The sequence below is a fragment of the Microbacterium sp. 22195 genome (genome assembly GCF_052056515.1).
Classification (GTDB): Bacteria; Actinomycetota; Actinomycetes; order Actinomycetales; family Microbacteriaceae; genus Microbacterium.
On the sequence record NZ_JBQEPE010000003.1, the window covers coordinates 71,364 to 83,595 of the forward strand.

15 protein-coding genes are annotated in these 12,232 nt (G+C 67.4%); 8 read left to right on the forward strand and 7 right to left on the reverse strand.

Annotated elements, in window-relative coordinates; translation table 11 throughout:
• The first annotated feature begins 65 nt into the window (after nucleotides 1-65).
• Complete coding sequence (locus ACTJJ4_RS10885) at nucleotides 66-719, forward strand: hypothetical protein (RefSeq protein ID WP_440943330.1); 654 nt, start codon at nucleotides 66-68, stop codon at nucleotides 717-719.
• A gap of 9 nt (nucleotides 720-728) precedes the next feature.
• On the opposite strand, the gene ACTJJ4_RS10890 is transcribed toward ACTJJ4_RS10885, so the two are convergent.
• Genes ACTJJ4_RS10890 through ACTJJ4_RS10900 form a run of 3 tightly spaced genes read right to left on the reverse strand, consistent with a single transcriptional unit; the run spans nucleotide 729 to nucleotide 2,464 of the window.
• Nucleotides 729-1,034, reverse strand: a complete 306-nt coding sequence (locus ACTJJ4_RS10890) for a YciI family protein (protein WP_440943331.1) — start codon at nucleotides 1,032-1,034, stop codon at nucleotides 729-731.
• A 27-nt stretch (nucleotides 1,035-1,061) separates the two neighbouring features.
• On the reverse strand, nucleotides 1,062-2,102 hold the full coding sequence (locus ACTJJ4_RS10895; protein ID WP_440943332.1) for a cation diffusion facilitator family transporter: 1,041 nt from the start codon (nucleotides 2,100-2,102) through the stop codon (nucleotides 1,062-1,064).
• Nucleotides 2,099-2,464: an ArsR/SmtB family transcription factor gene (locus ACTJJ4_RS10900; protein ID WP_440943333.1), complete on the reverse strand. Its 366-nt coding sequence runs from the start codon at nucleotides 2,462-2,464 to the stop codon at nucleotides 2,099-2,101. The genes ACTJJ4_RS10895 and ACTJJ4_RS10900 overlap by 4 nt, the downstream gene beginning before the upstream one ends.
• A 101-nt stretch (nucleotides 2,465-2,565) precedes the next feature.
• On the opposite strand from ACTJJ4_RS10900, the gene ACTJJ4_RS10905 reads away from it, so the two are divergent.
• On the forward strand, nucleotides 2,566-4,437 hold the full coding sequence (locus ACTJJ4_RS10905; protein ID WP_440943334.1) for a bifunctional metallophosphatase/5'-nucleotidase: 1,872 nt from the start codon (nucleotides 2,566-2,568) through the stop codon (nucleotides 4,435-4,437).
• Between the two features lie 274 nt (nucleotides 4,438-4,711).
• Here the strand turns inward: ACTJJ4_RS10905 and ACTJJ4_RS10910 are convergent, their stop codons facing one another.
• Complete coding sequence (locus ACTJJ4_RS10910; RefSeq protein WP_440943335.1) at nucleotides 4,712-5,698, reverse strand: tocopherol cyclase family protein; 987 nt, start codon at nucleotides 5,696-5,698, stop codon at nucleotides 4,712-4,714.
• A 326-nt stretch (nucleotides 5,699-6,024) separates the two neighbouring features.
• Between ACTJJ4_RS10910 and ACTJJ4_RS10915 the strand changes: the two genes are divergently transcribed.
• Both ACTJJ4_RS10915 and ACTJJ4_RS10920 read left to right on the forward strand, forming a co-directional pair.
• Nucleotides 6,025-6,543, forward strand: coding sequence for a hypothetical protein (locus tag ACTJJ4_RS10915; protein ID WP_440943336.1), 519 nt, complete (start codon nucleotides 6,025-6,027; stop codon nucleotides 6,541-6,543).
• Nucleotides 6,544-6,617: 74 nt separating this feature from the next.
• A complete protein-coding gene (locus ACTJJ4_RS10920) occupies nucleotides 6,618-7,559 on the forward strand; it encodes a diacylglycerol/lipid kinase family protein (RefSeq protein ID WP_440943337.1) in 942 nt (313 codons plus the stop codon).
• A 51-nt stretch (nucleotides 7,560-7,610) separates the two neighbouring features.
• Here ACTJJ4_RS10920 and ACTJJ4_RS10925 read toward each other — a convergent pair whose 3' ends face one another.
• Complete coding sequence (locus tag ACTJJ4_RS10925; RefSeq protein WP_440943647.1) at nucleotides 7,611-7,967, reverse strand: DUF7882 family protein; 357 nt, start codon at nucleotides 7,965-7,967, stop codon at nucleotides 7,611-7,613.
• A gap of 79 nt (nucleotides 7,968-8,046) precedes the next feature.
• Nucleotides 8,047-8,205 carry a hypothetical protein gene (locus tag ACTJJ4_RS10930; protein ID WP_440943338.1) on the reverse strand — a complete coding sequence of 53 codons (159 nt, stop codon included), beginning with the start codon at nucleotides 8,203-8,205 and terminating at the stop codon, nucleotides 8,047-8,049.
• Nucleotides 8,206-8,262: 57 nt separating this feature from the next.
• On the opposite strand from ACTJJ4_RS10930, the gene ACTJJ4_RS10935 reads away from it, so the two are divergent.
• From ACTJJ4_RS10935 to ACTJJ4_RS10950, 4 genes are read left to right on the forward strand one after another with little or no spacing between them, the layout of a single operon-like run.
• Complete coding sequence (locus tag ACTJJ4_RS10935) at nucleotides 8,263-9,114, forward strand: GAF and ANTAR domain-containing protein (RefSeq protein ID WP_440943339.1); 852 nt, start codon at nucleotides 8,263-8,265, stop codon at nucleotides 9,112-9,114.
• Nucleotides 9,115-9,150: 36 nt separating this feature from the next.
• Nucleotides 9,151-9,930 carry a GAF and ANTAR domain-containing protein gene (locus tag ACTJJ4_RS10940; RefSeq protein WP_440943340.1) on the forward strand — a complete coding sequence of 260 codons (780 nt, stop codon included), beginning with the start codon at nucleotides 9,151-9,153 and terminating at the stop codon, nucleotides 9,928-9,930.
• Between the two features lie 53 nt (nucleotides 9,931-9,983).
• Nucleotides 9,984-11,075, forward strand: coding sequence for a fatty acid desaturase family protein (locus ACTJJ4_RS10945; protein WP_440943341.1), 1,092 nt, complete (start codon nucleotides 9,984-9,986; stop codon nucleotides 11,073-11,075).
• Nucleotides 11,072-11,236 (forward strand): hypothetical protein, encoded by a 165-nt coding sequence (locus tag ACTJJ4_RS10950; RefSeq protein ID WP_440943342.1) that lies wholly within the window; start codon nucleotides 11,072-11,074, stop codon nucleotides 11,234-11,236. Before ACTJJ4_RS10945 ends, ACTJJ4_RS10950 begins: the two co-directional genes overlap by 4 nt.
• 46 nt (nucleotides 11,237-11,282) lie before the next feature.
• On the opposite strand, the gene ACTJJ4_RS10955 is transcribed toward ACTJJ4_RS10950, so the two are convergent.
• A complete protein-coding gene (locus tag ACTJJ4_RS10955; protein WP_440943343.1) occupies nucleotides 11,283-12,167 on the reverse strand; it encodes an aminoglycoside phosphotransferase family protein in 885 nt (294 codons plus the stop codon).
• Nucleotides 12,168-12,232: the final 65 nt, after the last annotated feature.

The following is a 12,232-nucleotide window of genomic DNA, read 5'->3' on the forward strand; positions in this document are numbered from 1 at the left end:
CGCCCTCCGCCCGCGGCGCTGTCCCGCGCGGATGCCGATACCGAGGGCGAAGGACGGATGCCAGGATGACCGCGGAAGCCAGCCCCCGAATCGAGGCGACCCGACGGGCGGGCCGGGCGCGCGTGATCACGCTCGCCCGCATCAAGCTGCCGACCTGGAGCGGAGCCCTCTCTGAGCTCACCGCCGAGCTGCGCGAGGACGCCGGGCTCGGCGAGGGGGCGTTCCGCACCCTGTTCCCCACCGACCGCGACCTGCTGCGAGCCGTGGACGACGAGCTGCTCGAGGAGATCGCTCAGCGGGTCCGCGCGGCTGCGGAGAGCTTCGACCCCGCCCCGCACGCGGACGAGGAGCTTCCCCGCGCCCTCGCGGTGGCCCTGGCGGACGCCCGTCCTCTGGACTGGAGCTCGCTGAACATCCGCCTGCGGGTGCGGCTGCTCGCGGCGTCGACCGGCGCGCACAGCGAGGAGGTGCTCGCATCGGAGCGCGCGTTCCTCCCGACCATGCTCGAGGCGTTCGAACTGCTGCTCTCGCGCATCCACCACCGGTTCACGTGGTCACCGGCGCTCGGCGTGCGCGTCGTGATCCTCACCTATGAGCGCTCGTTCGAGTCGTGGATCATGTCGGGCCGCAACGAGCAGTCGTTCGCGGAGTCGTCGTACATCAAGCACACGCTGCCCGAGCTGCTCCTGGGCATGAGCGCGCCTACGCAGCAGGGCTGAACGCCGCGGTCAGAGCGCGGGTCGGAAGATCCTCATCGGCCGGATGCTGATGTCCTGCCACACCCCACCGAGGATGTACGGCTCGGCGTCGTACCAGGCGCGGAATGCCGCCTCGTCGGCGAAGGCGACGTGCATGGACGAGCCGATCATCCGCCCGCCGTCGTCCAGGATGGCACCACCGCTGAGCAGCTCACCCCGCTCGGCGAGCTTCTGCGCGCCGGCCAGGTGCTCGTCGCGCACGGCGAGACGACGATCGGGCGCGGCAGCGTCGGTGCCGTCCAGCGCGGTGATGAGGTATTCGACTGCTTCGCTCATGGGATCAGCGTAGGGCCGCGGCGAAGGTCAGGGCGCGACGCACACACGCACCAGGAAGTCGTCCACGTTGGGCAGATGCTCGCGCACGCTGCGCTCCGCAGCATCCGCGGCATCCGGATGCCCGGACTCGACCCGCACCACGGCGTCTCCCTGCAGTCGGTGGCCCACCCAGCGCAGGCGGAGGCGCTCGACGTCGATCAGGCCGTCGACGTGCTCCAGCGCGTGCTGCGCGCGGTCGACGAGCTCGGGCTCGACGCCGTCGAGCAGACGCCGGCCGACGCTGCGGACGGTGCCGATGAGCAGCACGAAGATCGCCGCCGAGATGATCAGGCCGATGATCGGGTCGGCCAGCGGGAAGCCGAGCAGCACGCCGATCCCGCCGATCACGACGGCCAGCGAGGTGAAGCCGTCCGTGCGGGCATGCACGCCGTCGGCGACGAGCGCCGCGGATCCGATGCGACGGCCGACGCGGATGCGGTAGATCGCGACCGCCTCGTTGCCGAGGAATCCGATGACCCCGGCAGCGATCACCCAGCCCAGGTTCGCCAGCGGCTGCGGGTGGATGATGCGCTCGATCGACTGCCAGGCCGCGACGATCGCAGACAGCGCCACCACGAACACGATGAACAGGCCGGCGAGGTCCTCGGCGCGCCCGAACCCGAAGGTGTAGCGGCGGGACGCCGCGCGGCGACCCAGCACGAAGGCGATCCAGAGCGGCACCGCCGTGAGCGCGTCGGAGAAGTTGTGGATCGTGTCGGCCAGCAGCGCGACCGAGCCGCTGAACGCGACGACGGCGCCCTGCAGCACCGTGGTGATCAGCAGCAGGATGAGGCTGACCTTCAGTGCACGGATGCCCGCGGCGTTCGCCTCCATGGCGTCGTCGATCGAGTCGGCCGCATCGTGGGTGTGCGGGACGAACAGCCCGTACAGGAAGCCCTTGAACCCGGTCGGATGCTCGTGGTGGTGCTCGCCGTGCGAGTGGGCGTGGGCGTGAGGTTCGTGGGCGTGGGCGTGAGGTTCGTGGGCGTGGGCGTGGTCGTGCTCGTGGTGCACGTGCTGCGCCGTCATTCGCCCGCTCGATCCTGGTGGTGGTGACGCGGGGTGCCGCCGAGCGTGTGCTCGGCCTGGAAGATCGCGGATGCCACGAGCTCCGACGCGTGCTCGTTCTCGAGCCGGTAGAACACGCGCTGCCCGTCCTGCCGGGTGGCGACGATGCGCGCCAGGCGCAGCTTGGCGAGGTGCTGTGACACCGCAGCCGGCGACTTGTCCACGATGTCGGCGAGGTGGTTGACCGAGAGCTCCTCGGCATCCTGCAGGGCGAGGATGATCCGCACGCGCGTGGCGTCGGCCAGCATCCCGAACACCTCGACGGCGAGCTCGACGAACGAGCTGTCCGGCGTGTATCCGCATTTCCGCTTATCTGCACTCATACGCAGATACTAATGCATTCGCTTCGTATCCCGACCGTTCACCGAGCGTCTCTTGCCTCGGACGGCGCGCAGTGCTTGCATCGAGGTTCATGACAGATGAAATGCATCGCCACCCCCACTCCGGCTCCGCCGAACCCCGCTGGTGCTCGTGCGCCGTCCCCTCGGACGTCGAGGAGCAGCGCCGTTCCGGGCTGAGTCGTCGTGGATTCCTCACCGGCGTCACTGCGGCCAGCGCGCTCGCGGCGGCCGGATGGGTGGCCCGTCCGGAACAGGCATCCGCCGCGCAGGGCGGAGTCGGCAAGTCCCTCACGATCACGATCATGGGCACCTCCGACATCCACTCGCACGCGGTCAACTGGGACTACTACAAGGACGCCGCGTACGCGGACAGCAAGGGGAACGCGGTCGGACTCGCCCGCGTCTCAAGCGTGGTGAAGCAGATCCGCGCCGACCGCGGCAGCGACCGCACGCTGCTGTTCGACGCCGGCGACACGATCCAGGGCACCCCGCTGGGCTTCTACTACGCGTCGGTCGAACCCATCACGAAGACCGGCGCCGTGCATCCGATGGCAGCGCAGATGAACGCGCTCGGCTACGACGCCGTCGCCCTCGGCAACCACGAGTTCAACTACGGTCTCGAGTTCCTGGACGCGTGGATCAAGCAGATGGACGCCCCCGTGCTGGGCGCCAACGCGGTGCGCGCCGGCACGAACATCCCCGCCTTCACGCCGTACACGATCAAGACGCTCCACCCGAAGGGCGCGAAGCCCGTGCGCGTCGGCGTGCTCGGCCTCACCAATCCCGGCATCGTGATCTGGGACAAGGCGAATGTCAGCGGCAAGGTCGAGGTGCTCGACATCGTCGCCACCGCAGCCCGCTGGGTTCCGATCATCCGCGCGCAGGGCGTGGACGTCGTCGTCGTCAGCGTGCACTCCGGCGACAGCGGCACCTCGTCGTACGGGGATGCGCTGCCCAACGAGAACGCCGCCGCCCTCGTGGCCGCGCAGGTGCCGGGGATCGACGCCATCCTGTTCGGGCATGCGCACAAGGACATCCCGCAGCGGTTCGTGACCGGCCCGGACGGCAGGCAGGTCGTGCTCAGCGAGCCGATGTGCTGGGGCCAGCGCCTGAGCGTGTTCGACCTGGAGCTGCAGCAGGTGAAGGGCCAGTGGCAGGTGGTCTCGAGCAAGGCGACCAACCTGAACACGAACACCGTCGAGGACGACCCGGCGATGGTCGCGCTGATCAAGGCGCAGCACGACGCCGTGGTCGCGTACGTCAACAAGCCCGTCGCCACGTCGACCGAGGAGCTGTCGGCGGCGGAGTCGTGCTGGAAGGACACCGCGATCCTCGACTACGTCAACAAGGTGCAGGTCGAGACCGTGACGAAGGCGATCCAGGGCACGCCCGAAGCCGCGCTTCCGGTGATCTCGATCGCGGCGCCGTTCAACCGCGAGGCGACGTTCCCCGCAGGCGAGGTGACGATCCGCGACGTCGCAGGCCTGTACATCTACGACAACACGCTGATGGCCTCGGTGCTCACCGGCGCGCAGATCAAGGACTACCTGGAGTACTCGGCGAAGTACTTCGCAACGGTCTCCCCGGATGCCCCGGTCGAGCCGGCGAGCTGGACGAACGCACTGAACACGCCGGACTACAACTACGACCAGTTCTCCGGTGTGACCTACGACGTAGACATCTCCCAGCCGCAGGGATCGCGGATCGTCAACCTGTCCTGGGAGGGCGCACCGATAGCGGCGGATGCGAAGTTCGTCGTGGCGATCAACAACTACCGTCAGTCCGGTGGCGGCGGGTTCCCGCACGTCACCACCGCGCCGGTGGTCTACAACGCGCAGGTCGCGATCCGCGAGGCGATCGTGCAGTACGCCTCGGATGCCGGAGTCATCGACCCGAAGGACTTCCACGTCGTGAACTGGAAGCTCGTCCGGGGCGGAGTGCCGGTCTTCAGCTGATCGGTCGCCCGCCGCAATTCCGGAGATCCGGTGAAGGAACGCCCTCCGTCTGGCCCTCGGCGGGGCGTGGCGGAAGCGTTTCTCCGGAGTTGTGGCGGGCGTGATGTCGGGGCCCTCCCCGTCTCCGATCAGTCTGCGGCAGGTGGTGCGTAAGCGGCCGACGCATCCAGTCCTCGGCGCACCAGTTCAGCCTTCGCCCGGTCGAGGCCGCCGTGCTCGAGGCCCGCCAGCTCGGAGCGACCGGCCCACACGACGCGCCCTCGACGGCGCACAGTCACCTCGAGCGTGCCGGCGAGATGCTCGAGTGCGCCCGCCGTGTTGCGCTCCTGGGAGGGCAGCGGCACGGGAAGGATGTGGGATGCTGCGCGCGGCGCCGCGCCGGCGACGTCGATCGTCCACCCGAAGCCCCGGCCGTGCAGCATCCATCGTTCATCGTCGACGACCGCATGCACCGGGCTGATCCCCGGATTTCCGAGGCGGATGACGCGACCTCCGGGCAGCCGGACGACCAGGCCGTCACCTCGGTGCGGATGGGCCCGGAGTGCACCTGCCCGCCGGCGAACGCCACGCACGCATCGCGCTCTTCGAAGCCCTGGGCCTGTCCCCACCACCAGGAATCGGGGAACCCCTCCCGGCCCCAGTTCTTCTCGGCGTAGATCTGGGCGTCGTGCAGCTCCCAGGTCTCGTCGCCCACCGTCGCGGTGCCGTTTACGCGCCCGCCGAGCAGCCAGGGGTGCCAGTACTGATTCAGCGCGGGCACCGACTGGAACAGGCTTGACCCACCGAACGCGCGATGCGGCCAGGGCAGCGGATCGTCGATCGTCACATCCAGCCGCGCATCAGGGCCGAGGTCCACGCGCAACCGCCGATCGTCACCGTGGAAGGCGTCGCCGGCATGCGCGCCGATGCCGACGTGATCAGCGGATGCCGTGGGATGCGCGTCGACACACAGGAATCCGCCCGGGTGCGCGGCGAAGCCGAGGGCCGCCCAGGGCCCGTACGGACCGCGGTTGACGCCGTTCAGGGCGATGATCACCCGGCCGGTCGCCGGCTCGGTGATACGCCAGAAGTAGCCCTCCATCGCGACACCGGGATGTGCGGGCAGCGGGCTCTGGAACGGCAGATCCGCTCCGGTCGATCGGTACCACGTGCGCAGGCCCATGAAAAGGTAGACGGCTCCTACCGATGTGAAGCAGGACACGACCCGCTGCCGAACTGGACGGTTCGGCCGAGAATTCAAGGACGTCCACCGCACCACCATGCGACATTGCATGCACGTACGATGAACATCCTGCCGAACAGGAACCCGGCCCTGCGTCCCCAACCCCAGAAAGGTCGAGCTCCTGTCCGGAGTGTACGCGTTCTTCGAGCGATTACCTAAGGCCGAAGCCCCAATGATCCCGTGCGTGCCTGTGTTTCTCATCGTGACATACGGCGCGCCTCTGCGGTGGGGGTGCGACGAACTGCCACAGGGCTCGTGGCCATGATGATCGACCTGAATCGGCATCGTGACCACCAGCTCGCTCCGACACGCGGAGTGAGTCTGAGTCTGTGAGCTCACACATGTTGGAGGCGTACCGTCCGGTTATGAACGCACAATTGAAGAACGCGGGGCAGAGCTCCGAACTGCTGGGTCTGAGATCGGTCCTGATCGGCTCGCTGCCCGCGACGCTGATGACGGATGATGCTCCGGACCGCTACACCGTGGAAGCGGTGTTCACGCGCAAGACCGATCGCGACGAGGTCGCCGCGATCCAGGGCAACGAGACCCGCGCGCATCTGTCCGCGCGGGGGTACCCGACCGTCGAACTGCATGTCGCGGATCGTCGCCTGGAGATCGCGAACACCAATCTGGAGGAACTCCGTGACGGACTGGCAACCGTCATCGCTGACCTCCTTGCCGAGGTCAGCGCCTCTCTGCAGGCCGAGCGTGGGGCCGCCGCAGATCGTTTTCAAGACGCTTCCGATCGCGAGCAGGCTCGCGCGGCGGCCGTCGCGACTCTCGCTGATTCGGTGGCCTTCACTCGCCGGTCGAATGTCGACGTCTCAGACGACGACGCTCGCATCGAAGACTGGGTAGAAGAAGGCGGCGCCGTCCGCGCGTGATCGCCGGGATGCCCGCCATGCGTCGCTCGACGGCTGTTCCTCGACGATCAGACGTCGGGCGACGGCACGCGGCGGTGGTCCTGAACCCTGTGAGTGCATCCACTGACCAGCTTCGCGACGTCGTCGCCGCACACGAGAACGACCTTGGCTGGGGCGCGACCCGTTGGTACGAGACCAGGAGAGAAGACGCTGGACGGTCGGCGGCAGAGCGCGCCCTCGCGAATGATCCGGATGTCGTCATCGTCGCCGGCGGCGACGGCACGGTTCGCGCCGTCGCAGAGGTGATGCAGGGAACAGGAATCGCGGTCGCAATCGTGCCTTCGGGCACCGGGAACCTCCTGGCTCGGGAGGTGGGTCTACCACTCGATGACCTGCCGACGTGTGTGTCGAGGGCGTTCTCCGGCACTGTACGTGAGGTCGACGTGGGTGTCGTCGACATCGATGATGAGTCCGGCGGTAGGCGCAGGCGCACATTCATGGTGATGGCGGGCATCGGTCTGGATGCGGAGATGGCCGAGAACACGAGCGCGGCGACGAAGGCGCGCCTCGGCTGGTTCGCCTACGTCAGCCCCATCGCGCGGTCCGTCATCGCGAACAGACTCTTCCACCTCGACTACCGGGTCGACCAAGGACCTCTGAGGTCGACCCGTGCGCACACGGTCATCGTCGGAAACTGCGGCACCCTCACCGGGAACATGCTCCTCATTCCGGGTGCGGTCATCGATGACGGGCAGCTGGATGTCGTGATGATGCGTCCGGAGAGGCGCTTCGGGTGGGCACGGATCGGAACGAGACTCGCATTCCAGGGCATCGCACGACGTTGGAGGTTCAGCAGGGTGCTGCTGAAACAGGCTCCGGACCTTCACTCGCTGGTGTACGTTCAGGGGCGTCGATTCGACGCCCGATTCGACTGCCCGCATATCGTCGAACTCGATGGTGACAGCTTCGGCCATGCCGTCCGGGTACGAGTCGGAGTCCACCCCCGCGCGCTCTTGCTGCGGTGTGCAACAGCCTGAGCGCGCCCACCGCGCCGTCCATGCGCGGGAGGGTCGTGTCGGCCCCGGATGCTAGGTCCTGGACAGGTGGAGCTCGCTCTCGCGAGGACGCGATGCGCACAAGCAACGGCCCATCTCCCCCTTGGCGAGATGGATGTCTCCTGACGAATTCGCCGAGTTCGCCAGCCCCGCGAGGTACTGCCGGCTCAGCTCTGGCACTTCGAAGTCTTCGAACACAAACCTCAGCGGGACAGCCGGGTGCAGCCAGATCGAGCTGCGCCCGGGCGGCTCATCGTCGTGATGCGACCAAGACACGGTGAAGCTCTCCCCGCGGCGCAGCTTGGTCGTGACCACGACTTGCAAGTGGGCGAGGGCACGGTCCTTGATGTGAACGGGGAACCCGGACGCGCCGTAGTACATCGTCCCCATGATCGTGATCACCTCGTCCGCGGAACAGGGTGAAGGGCACGGTAGCCCGGCACGCTGAACGCGAAGCCGGAGCAGACAGTCATATCAGCGCGAGCTTCTCACCCGCCGCACTCTGTCCGTCGCCCGGTGCGAGCAGGTGGCTGAGGTCTATCTGCTGCGTCGCGGGGAGCTGCAGATCTGCGGGGCTGATGGTCACAGGGCGGAACACACCGGATTGAAGAGGTTGCAGGGCGTCCATCGGGTCCTCCTGGATCAGCGCTGGTGAACGCTGCCGGGGACTGGAGCAACACCGCCAATGTACGCTCGCGCTGAGCGGCGCGTCAAGACTTGCTCACGACGGGCGAACGGGCCGGGTAGTGTGAGTGGACGCGTGATGGACGCTGCGCGTGCAGTCGGCACGCGGCCTGCGTACCGGCTCCCCTCGAGAGCAATGGCGAGCGGTTTGATGACAGACGCGTTCCATGCGGGGAGCGGCTCTCCTCTGACAGGTACCCCCGAGTGGGAGTGGGGCGACGACCTCTGTGCGCCCTTCGTCGATCTGCTGCCGGTGTCCGGCGCGTCGATCTCCGTGCTCCGCCGCGACGGAGACGCCACGACGGTGTGTGCGAGCGATCCTCTTGCGCGACGTCTCGACGCGATGCAGTTCGCACTCGGAGAAGGCCCGCGGTGGGTCGTGGCTCGCACCGGAAGGCCGTCCATCAGCGCGGACGTCGAGCAGGAGAGCCACCCTGACTGGCCTGTCTTCGGTGCCGGCCTCGCGACGCTCAGTGTCGGAGCACTGTTCGCCTTCCCGATCCTGGTCGGGCCGGTGCTGCTGGGAGTGATCGACCTGTACCGGCGGACGCCGGGGTCGCTCGATCGCGACGCGACCGCTCAGGTGCTCTCCCTAGCGAGAAAGGTCGCGGCCCCGGCGGTACGAGAGGCGATGCACGCTGCCGCCGAAGGAGAGAGACCGGAAGGGAAGCGGCACAGCCTCCGCCGCGAAGTGCACCAGGCCGTGGGGATGGTCTTCGTCCAACTCGACGTGACCACGACCGAGGCGCTCGCGCTCCTGCGCGCGTACGCGTTCTCGACGGGTCGTCCGCTCGAGGACGTCGCGATCGACGTCGTCGGACGGAAGCTCGACTTTCGTGATCTCCCCGGTTGATCCCGGCATAGCATGTCAGACAAGGAAGGGCCGCACATGACCAGCGCATCCAGAGAGGACCGCCTCAACGCCGCCTTCGTGATGGTCGCCGACACGCTCACCGATGACTATGACGTCGTGGAGCTGCTCCACACGCTCGTCAGCGAATGCACGGAGATCGTGAATGTGCAGGCGGGCGGGCTCATGCTCCTCGATGCCGACGGGGATCTGCAGGTCGTGGCCTCGACGGCCGAGAGCGCCGAACTCGTCGAGGTTCTGCAACTCGCTGCAGGGGTGGGCCCGTGTCTCGACTGCTTCGCCATGGGCGAGCAGGTCTCGGTGCCGGACGTCGCCGCTGCCGATCGGTGGCCCGCGTTCCGCGAAGAGTCGCTGCGGCGCGGCTTCCTCTCCGTGCACGCGATCCCCCTCCGGTTGCGCGGAGACACGATCGGGACGATGAATCTCTTCGGCACCTCGATCGGCGCCTTGAGCGACCGTGATGCGAGCGCGGCCCAGGCGCTCGCGGATGTCGCCACCATCAGCATCCTGCAGCAACGCATATCCGCGCACGCGCAACTCATCGCAGAACAGCTGCAGAGAGCTCTCGACAGCCGGGTCCTCATCGAGCAGGCCAAGGGGGCGGTCGCCCAGGTCAGCGGCACGTCCATGGACGAGTCCTTCACGCTGCTGCGACGCTACGCCCGTGACCGAAATCTCACGCTCCACGCCCTCGCTGAGGCGATCACCGACCGTTCCCTCCCGATCTCAGCCCTGACGACGTCTCACAGCGACGCGCACATTCGCTCTGCCCTGCCTTCCACGCGCAGAAAGGAGTAGCCTGAGATCAGATCCGCTCAAGACCCCGGCGCGACGCCGAGAGGAGCGGGATCATGACGGTCCAGACGACCAGTAGCAGGGCAGCGAGTCTCAGCCCTGTGCGGCAGTCAGGCAGCAGCGACTACACCGAACTGGCGCGGATGGTGAAATCCGCGGGGCTGATGCGCCGCAGGTACGGCTACTACTGGACGAAGCTGGTGTGCGTGCCCCTCGTGGTCGCCGCCTCGATCGTCCTGTTCGTCGTGATCGGGGACACTTGGTGGCAGATGTTCACGGGAGCGCTCTTCGCCGTCGTCTTCACGCAGATCGCGTTCCTCGGGCATGATGCCGCGCATCGCCAGATCTTCCGGTCGGGACGCTGGAACGACTGGGTCAGCCTGATCCTCGGCGATCTCTTCGTCGGGATGAGCTACGGATGGTGGCAGCACAAGCACACCCGGCACCACGCCAATCCCAACATGATCGGGGCCGACCCCGACATCGACCTGCCCGTCATCGCCTTCACCCCGGAGCAGGCTGCGAGGAACCGCTCGCCACTCGCGCGCTGGGTCATCTCCCACCAGGGCGTGTTCTTCTACCCCATCCTGCTGCTTGAAGGAATCTCGCTGCATGCATCGAGCCTGCACCGCGTGTTCCGCCGCGAACCGCTCGCACGCCGCCCCATCGAGATCGGCTTCCTGCTGATCCGCATGCTCGGATATCTCACGCTCGTCTTCCTCGTGCTCTCGCCGGACAAGGGCGCAGTGTTCCTCGCCGTGCAGCTTGGCGTGTTCGGGTTCTACATGGGCGTGTCCTTCGCCCCGAACCACAAGGGCATGCCGTTGGTCCCTCATGACCTCCGACTCGACTTCCTACGCCGTCAGGTGATGATGAGCCGGAACATCCGCGGCAACTGGTTCGTCGACGTCGCGATGGGCGGGCTGAACTATCAGATCGAGCATCATCTGTTCCCCTCGATGGCTCGACCGTACCTGAAGCGTGCCGCACCGATGATCGCCGCGTACTGCCGCGACCACAACGTCCCGTACGTCCAGACAGGCCTCTGGGTCTCGTACGGGATCGTCCTGCATTACATCAATCGGGTGGGCCTCGGCGAACACGATCCCTTCGCCTGCCCTCTCCTGGAAATGAGGCAGAGCATATGACCGTCATCATCCTTCTTGTGGTGATCTGGGCGATCGTCGCAGTCATCGGATTCGCATTCAAGGGGCTTCTGTGGCTCGCTGTCGTCGGCATCGTCCTCTTCGTCGGCACCCTCGCCTTCGGCATCACCCGTCGAGTGATCAACCGCAACCAGGGACCGTGACCGACGTTCCACGACAGGCACCTGGCACGGGACAAGAGCGTCGTTCTTATCCCGTCGCCAGGTCGGCCACGTCGCTCAGCACGGCATCGCGAGAGCGCCCGTACTTGGCGAGCACCTCTTCGGGGGAACTGATGAGGGCCTTCCAGAGCGCCCAGGCGGCTCCTCGCAACCATGCATCCTCGGGCAACTCCAGCCGGTCGTGCAGTCGATCACGTTCCTGGGAGCTGCAGCTCAGCCATGCGAAGGCCAGGTCGCAGGCGGGATCGCCGACGCACGTCTGCCCGAAGTCGATCAGAGCCGCCAACCGGCCACTGCCGTCGAACAGCATGTTGCCCGGCGCGACATCGCCGTGGACCCACACCGGCGGTCCGGTCCACACGGTCGTCACGGCCGCATCCCAGAGTGCCCGACATCTGTCGGCGAGGGTTCTGTCCAGGAGGGAGAGCCGGCCCGGTATCTCCTCGCCGACCGCGCTGATGTGACAGCCCCGATAAGCGGAGGCGCTCCCCGCCCATGGGCCTCTGGCCGTGTCGCAGGCCTGCAGCTGCCTCAGGGCGTCGCCCACGCCACCGATGGCGCCCCCTCGCTGGCGTGTGTCGACCTCGGTCAGCGTGTGTCCCTCGATCCACTCGCGGACGGACCAGGGTCGGTTGAATGCCGCCGAGGGTGCACCGGTCGCCACAACCCGGGGGATCGCGACGGGAAGATCAGCGCCGAGGGTGGACAGGGTCTGCTCCTCCCGGACCAGGCCGGCGATGTAGCCGTCAGCACTCGGGAGGCGGACAGCCATCCGGTCGCCCAGCCGGAAGGTGCGGTTGTCCCACCCCTGCGCTTCCACCGGGCGGATCGCCAGCTCTGACCACTGAGGGAACTGATCCGAGACGAGCGAGCGGACCAACGAAGAAGTGATCTCCTCGGGAACGGCAGCCATCGCGCCAGCCTAGTCGGCGACCGGCGAGCGCTCGGAGACCACCGCATCGATTTCCGTGACCAAAC

Bases quoted from the DNA above. Each gene is read 5' to 3' on its own strand.
- ACTJJ4_RS10885 (WP_440943330.1), top strand. From the start codon at position 66: ATGACCGCGGAAGCCAGCCCCCGAATCGAGGCGACCCGACGGGCGGGC.
- ACTJJ4_RS10890 (WP_440943331.1), bottom strand. From the start codon at position 1,034: ATGAGCGAAGCAGTCGAATACCTCATCACCGCGCTGGACGGCACCGAC.
- ACTJJ4_RS10895 (WP_440943332.1), bottom strand. From the start codon at position 2,102: ATGACGGCGCAGCACGTGCACCACGAGCACGACCACGCCCACGCCCAC.
- ACTJJ4_RS10900 (WP_440943333.1), bottom strand. From the start codon at position 2,464: ATGAGTGCAGATAAGCGGAAATGCGGATACACGCCGGACAGCTCGTTC.
- ACTJJ4_RS10905 (WP_440943334.1), top strand. From the start codon at position 2,566: ATGCATCGCCACCCCCACTCCGGCTCCGCCGAACCCCGCTGGTGCTCG.
- ACTJJ4_RS10910 (WP_440943335.1), bottom strand. From the start codon at position 5,698: ATGGTGGTGCGGTGGACGTCCTTGAATTCTCGGCCGAACCGTCCAGTT.
- ACTJJ4_RS10915 (WP_440943336.1), top strand. From the start codon at position 6,025: ATGAACGCACAATTGAAGAACGCGGGGCAGAGCTCCGAACTGCTGGGT.
- ACTJJ4_RS10925 (WP_440943647.1), bottom strand. From the start codon at position 7,967: ATGGGGACGATGTACTACGGCGCGTCCGGGTTCCCCGTTCACATCAAG.
- ACTJJ4_RS10930 (WP_440943338.1), bottom strand. From the start codon at position 8,205: ATGGACGCCCTGCAACCTCTTCAATCCGGTGTGTTCCGCCCTGTGACC.
- ACTJJ4_RS10935 (WP_440943339.1), top strand. From the start codon at position 8,263: ATGTACGCTCGCGCTGAGCGGCGCGTCAAGACTTGCTCACGACGGGCG.
- ACTJJ4_RS10940 (WP_440943340.1), top strand. From the start codon at position 9,151: ATGACCAGCGCATCCAGAGAGGACCGCCTCAACGCCGCCTTCGTGATG.
- ACTJJ4_RS10945 (WP_440943341.1), top strand. From the start codon at position 9,984: ATGACGGTCCAGACGACCAGTAGCAGGGCAGCGAGTCTCAGCCCTGTG.
- ACTJJ4_RS10950 (WP_440943342.1), top strand. From the start codon at position 11,072: ATGACCGTCATCATCCTTCTTGTGGTGATCTGGGCGATCGTCGCAGTC.
- ACTJJ4_RS10955 (WP_440943343.1), bottom strand. From the start codon at position 12,167: ATGGCTGCCGTTCCCGAGGAGATCACTTCTTCGTTGGTCCGCTCGCTC.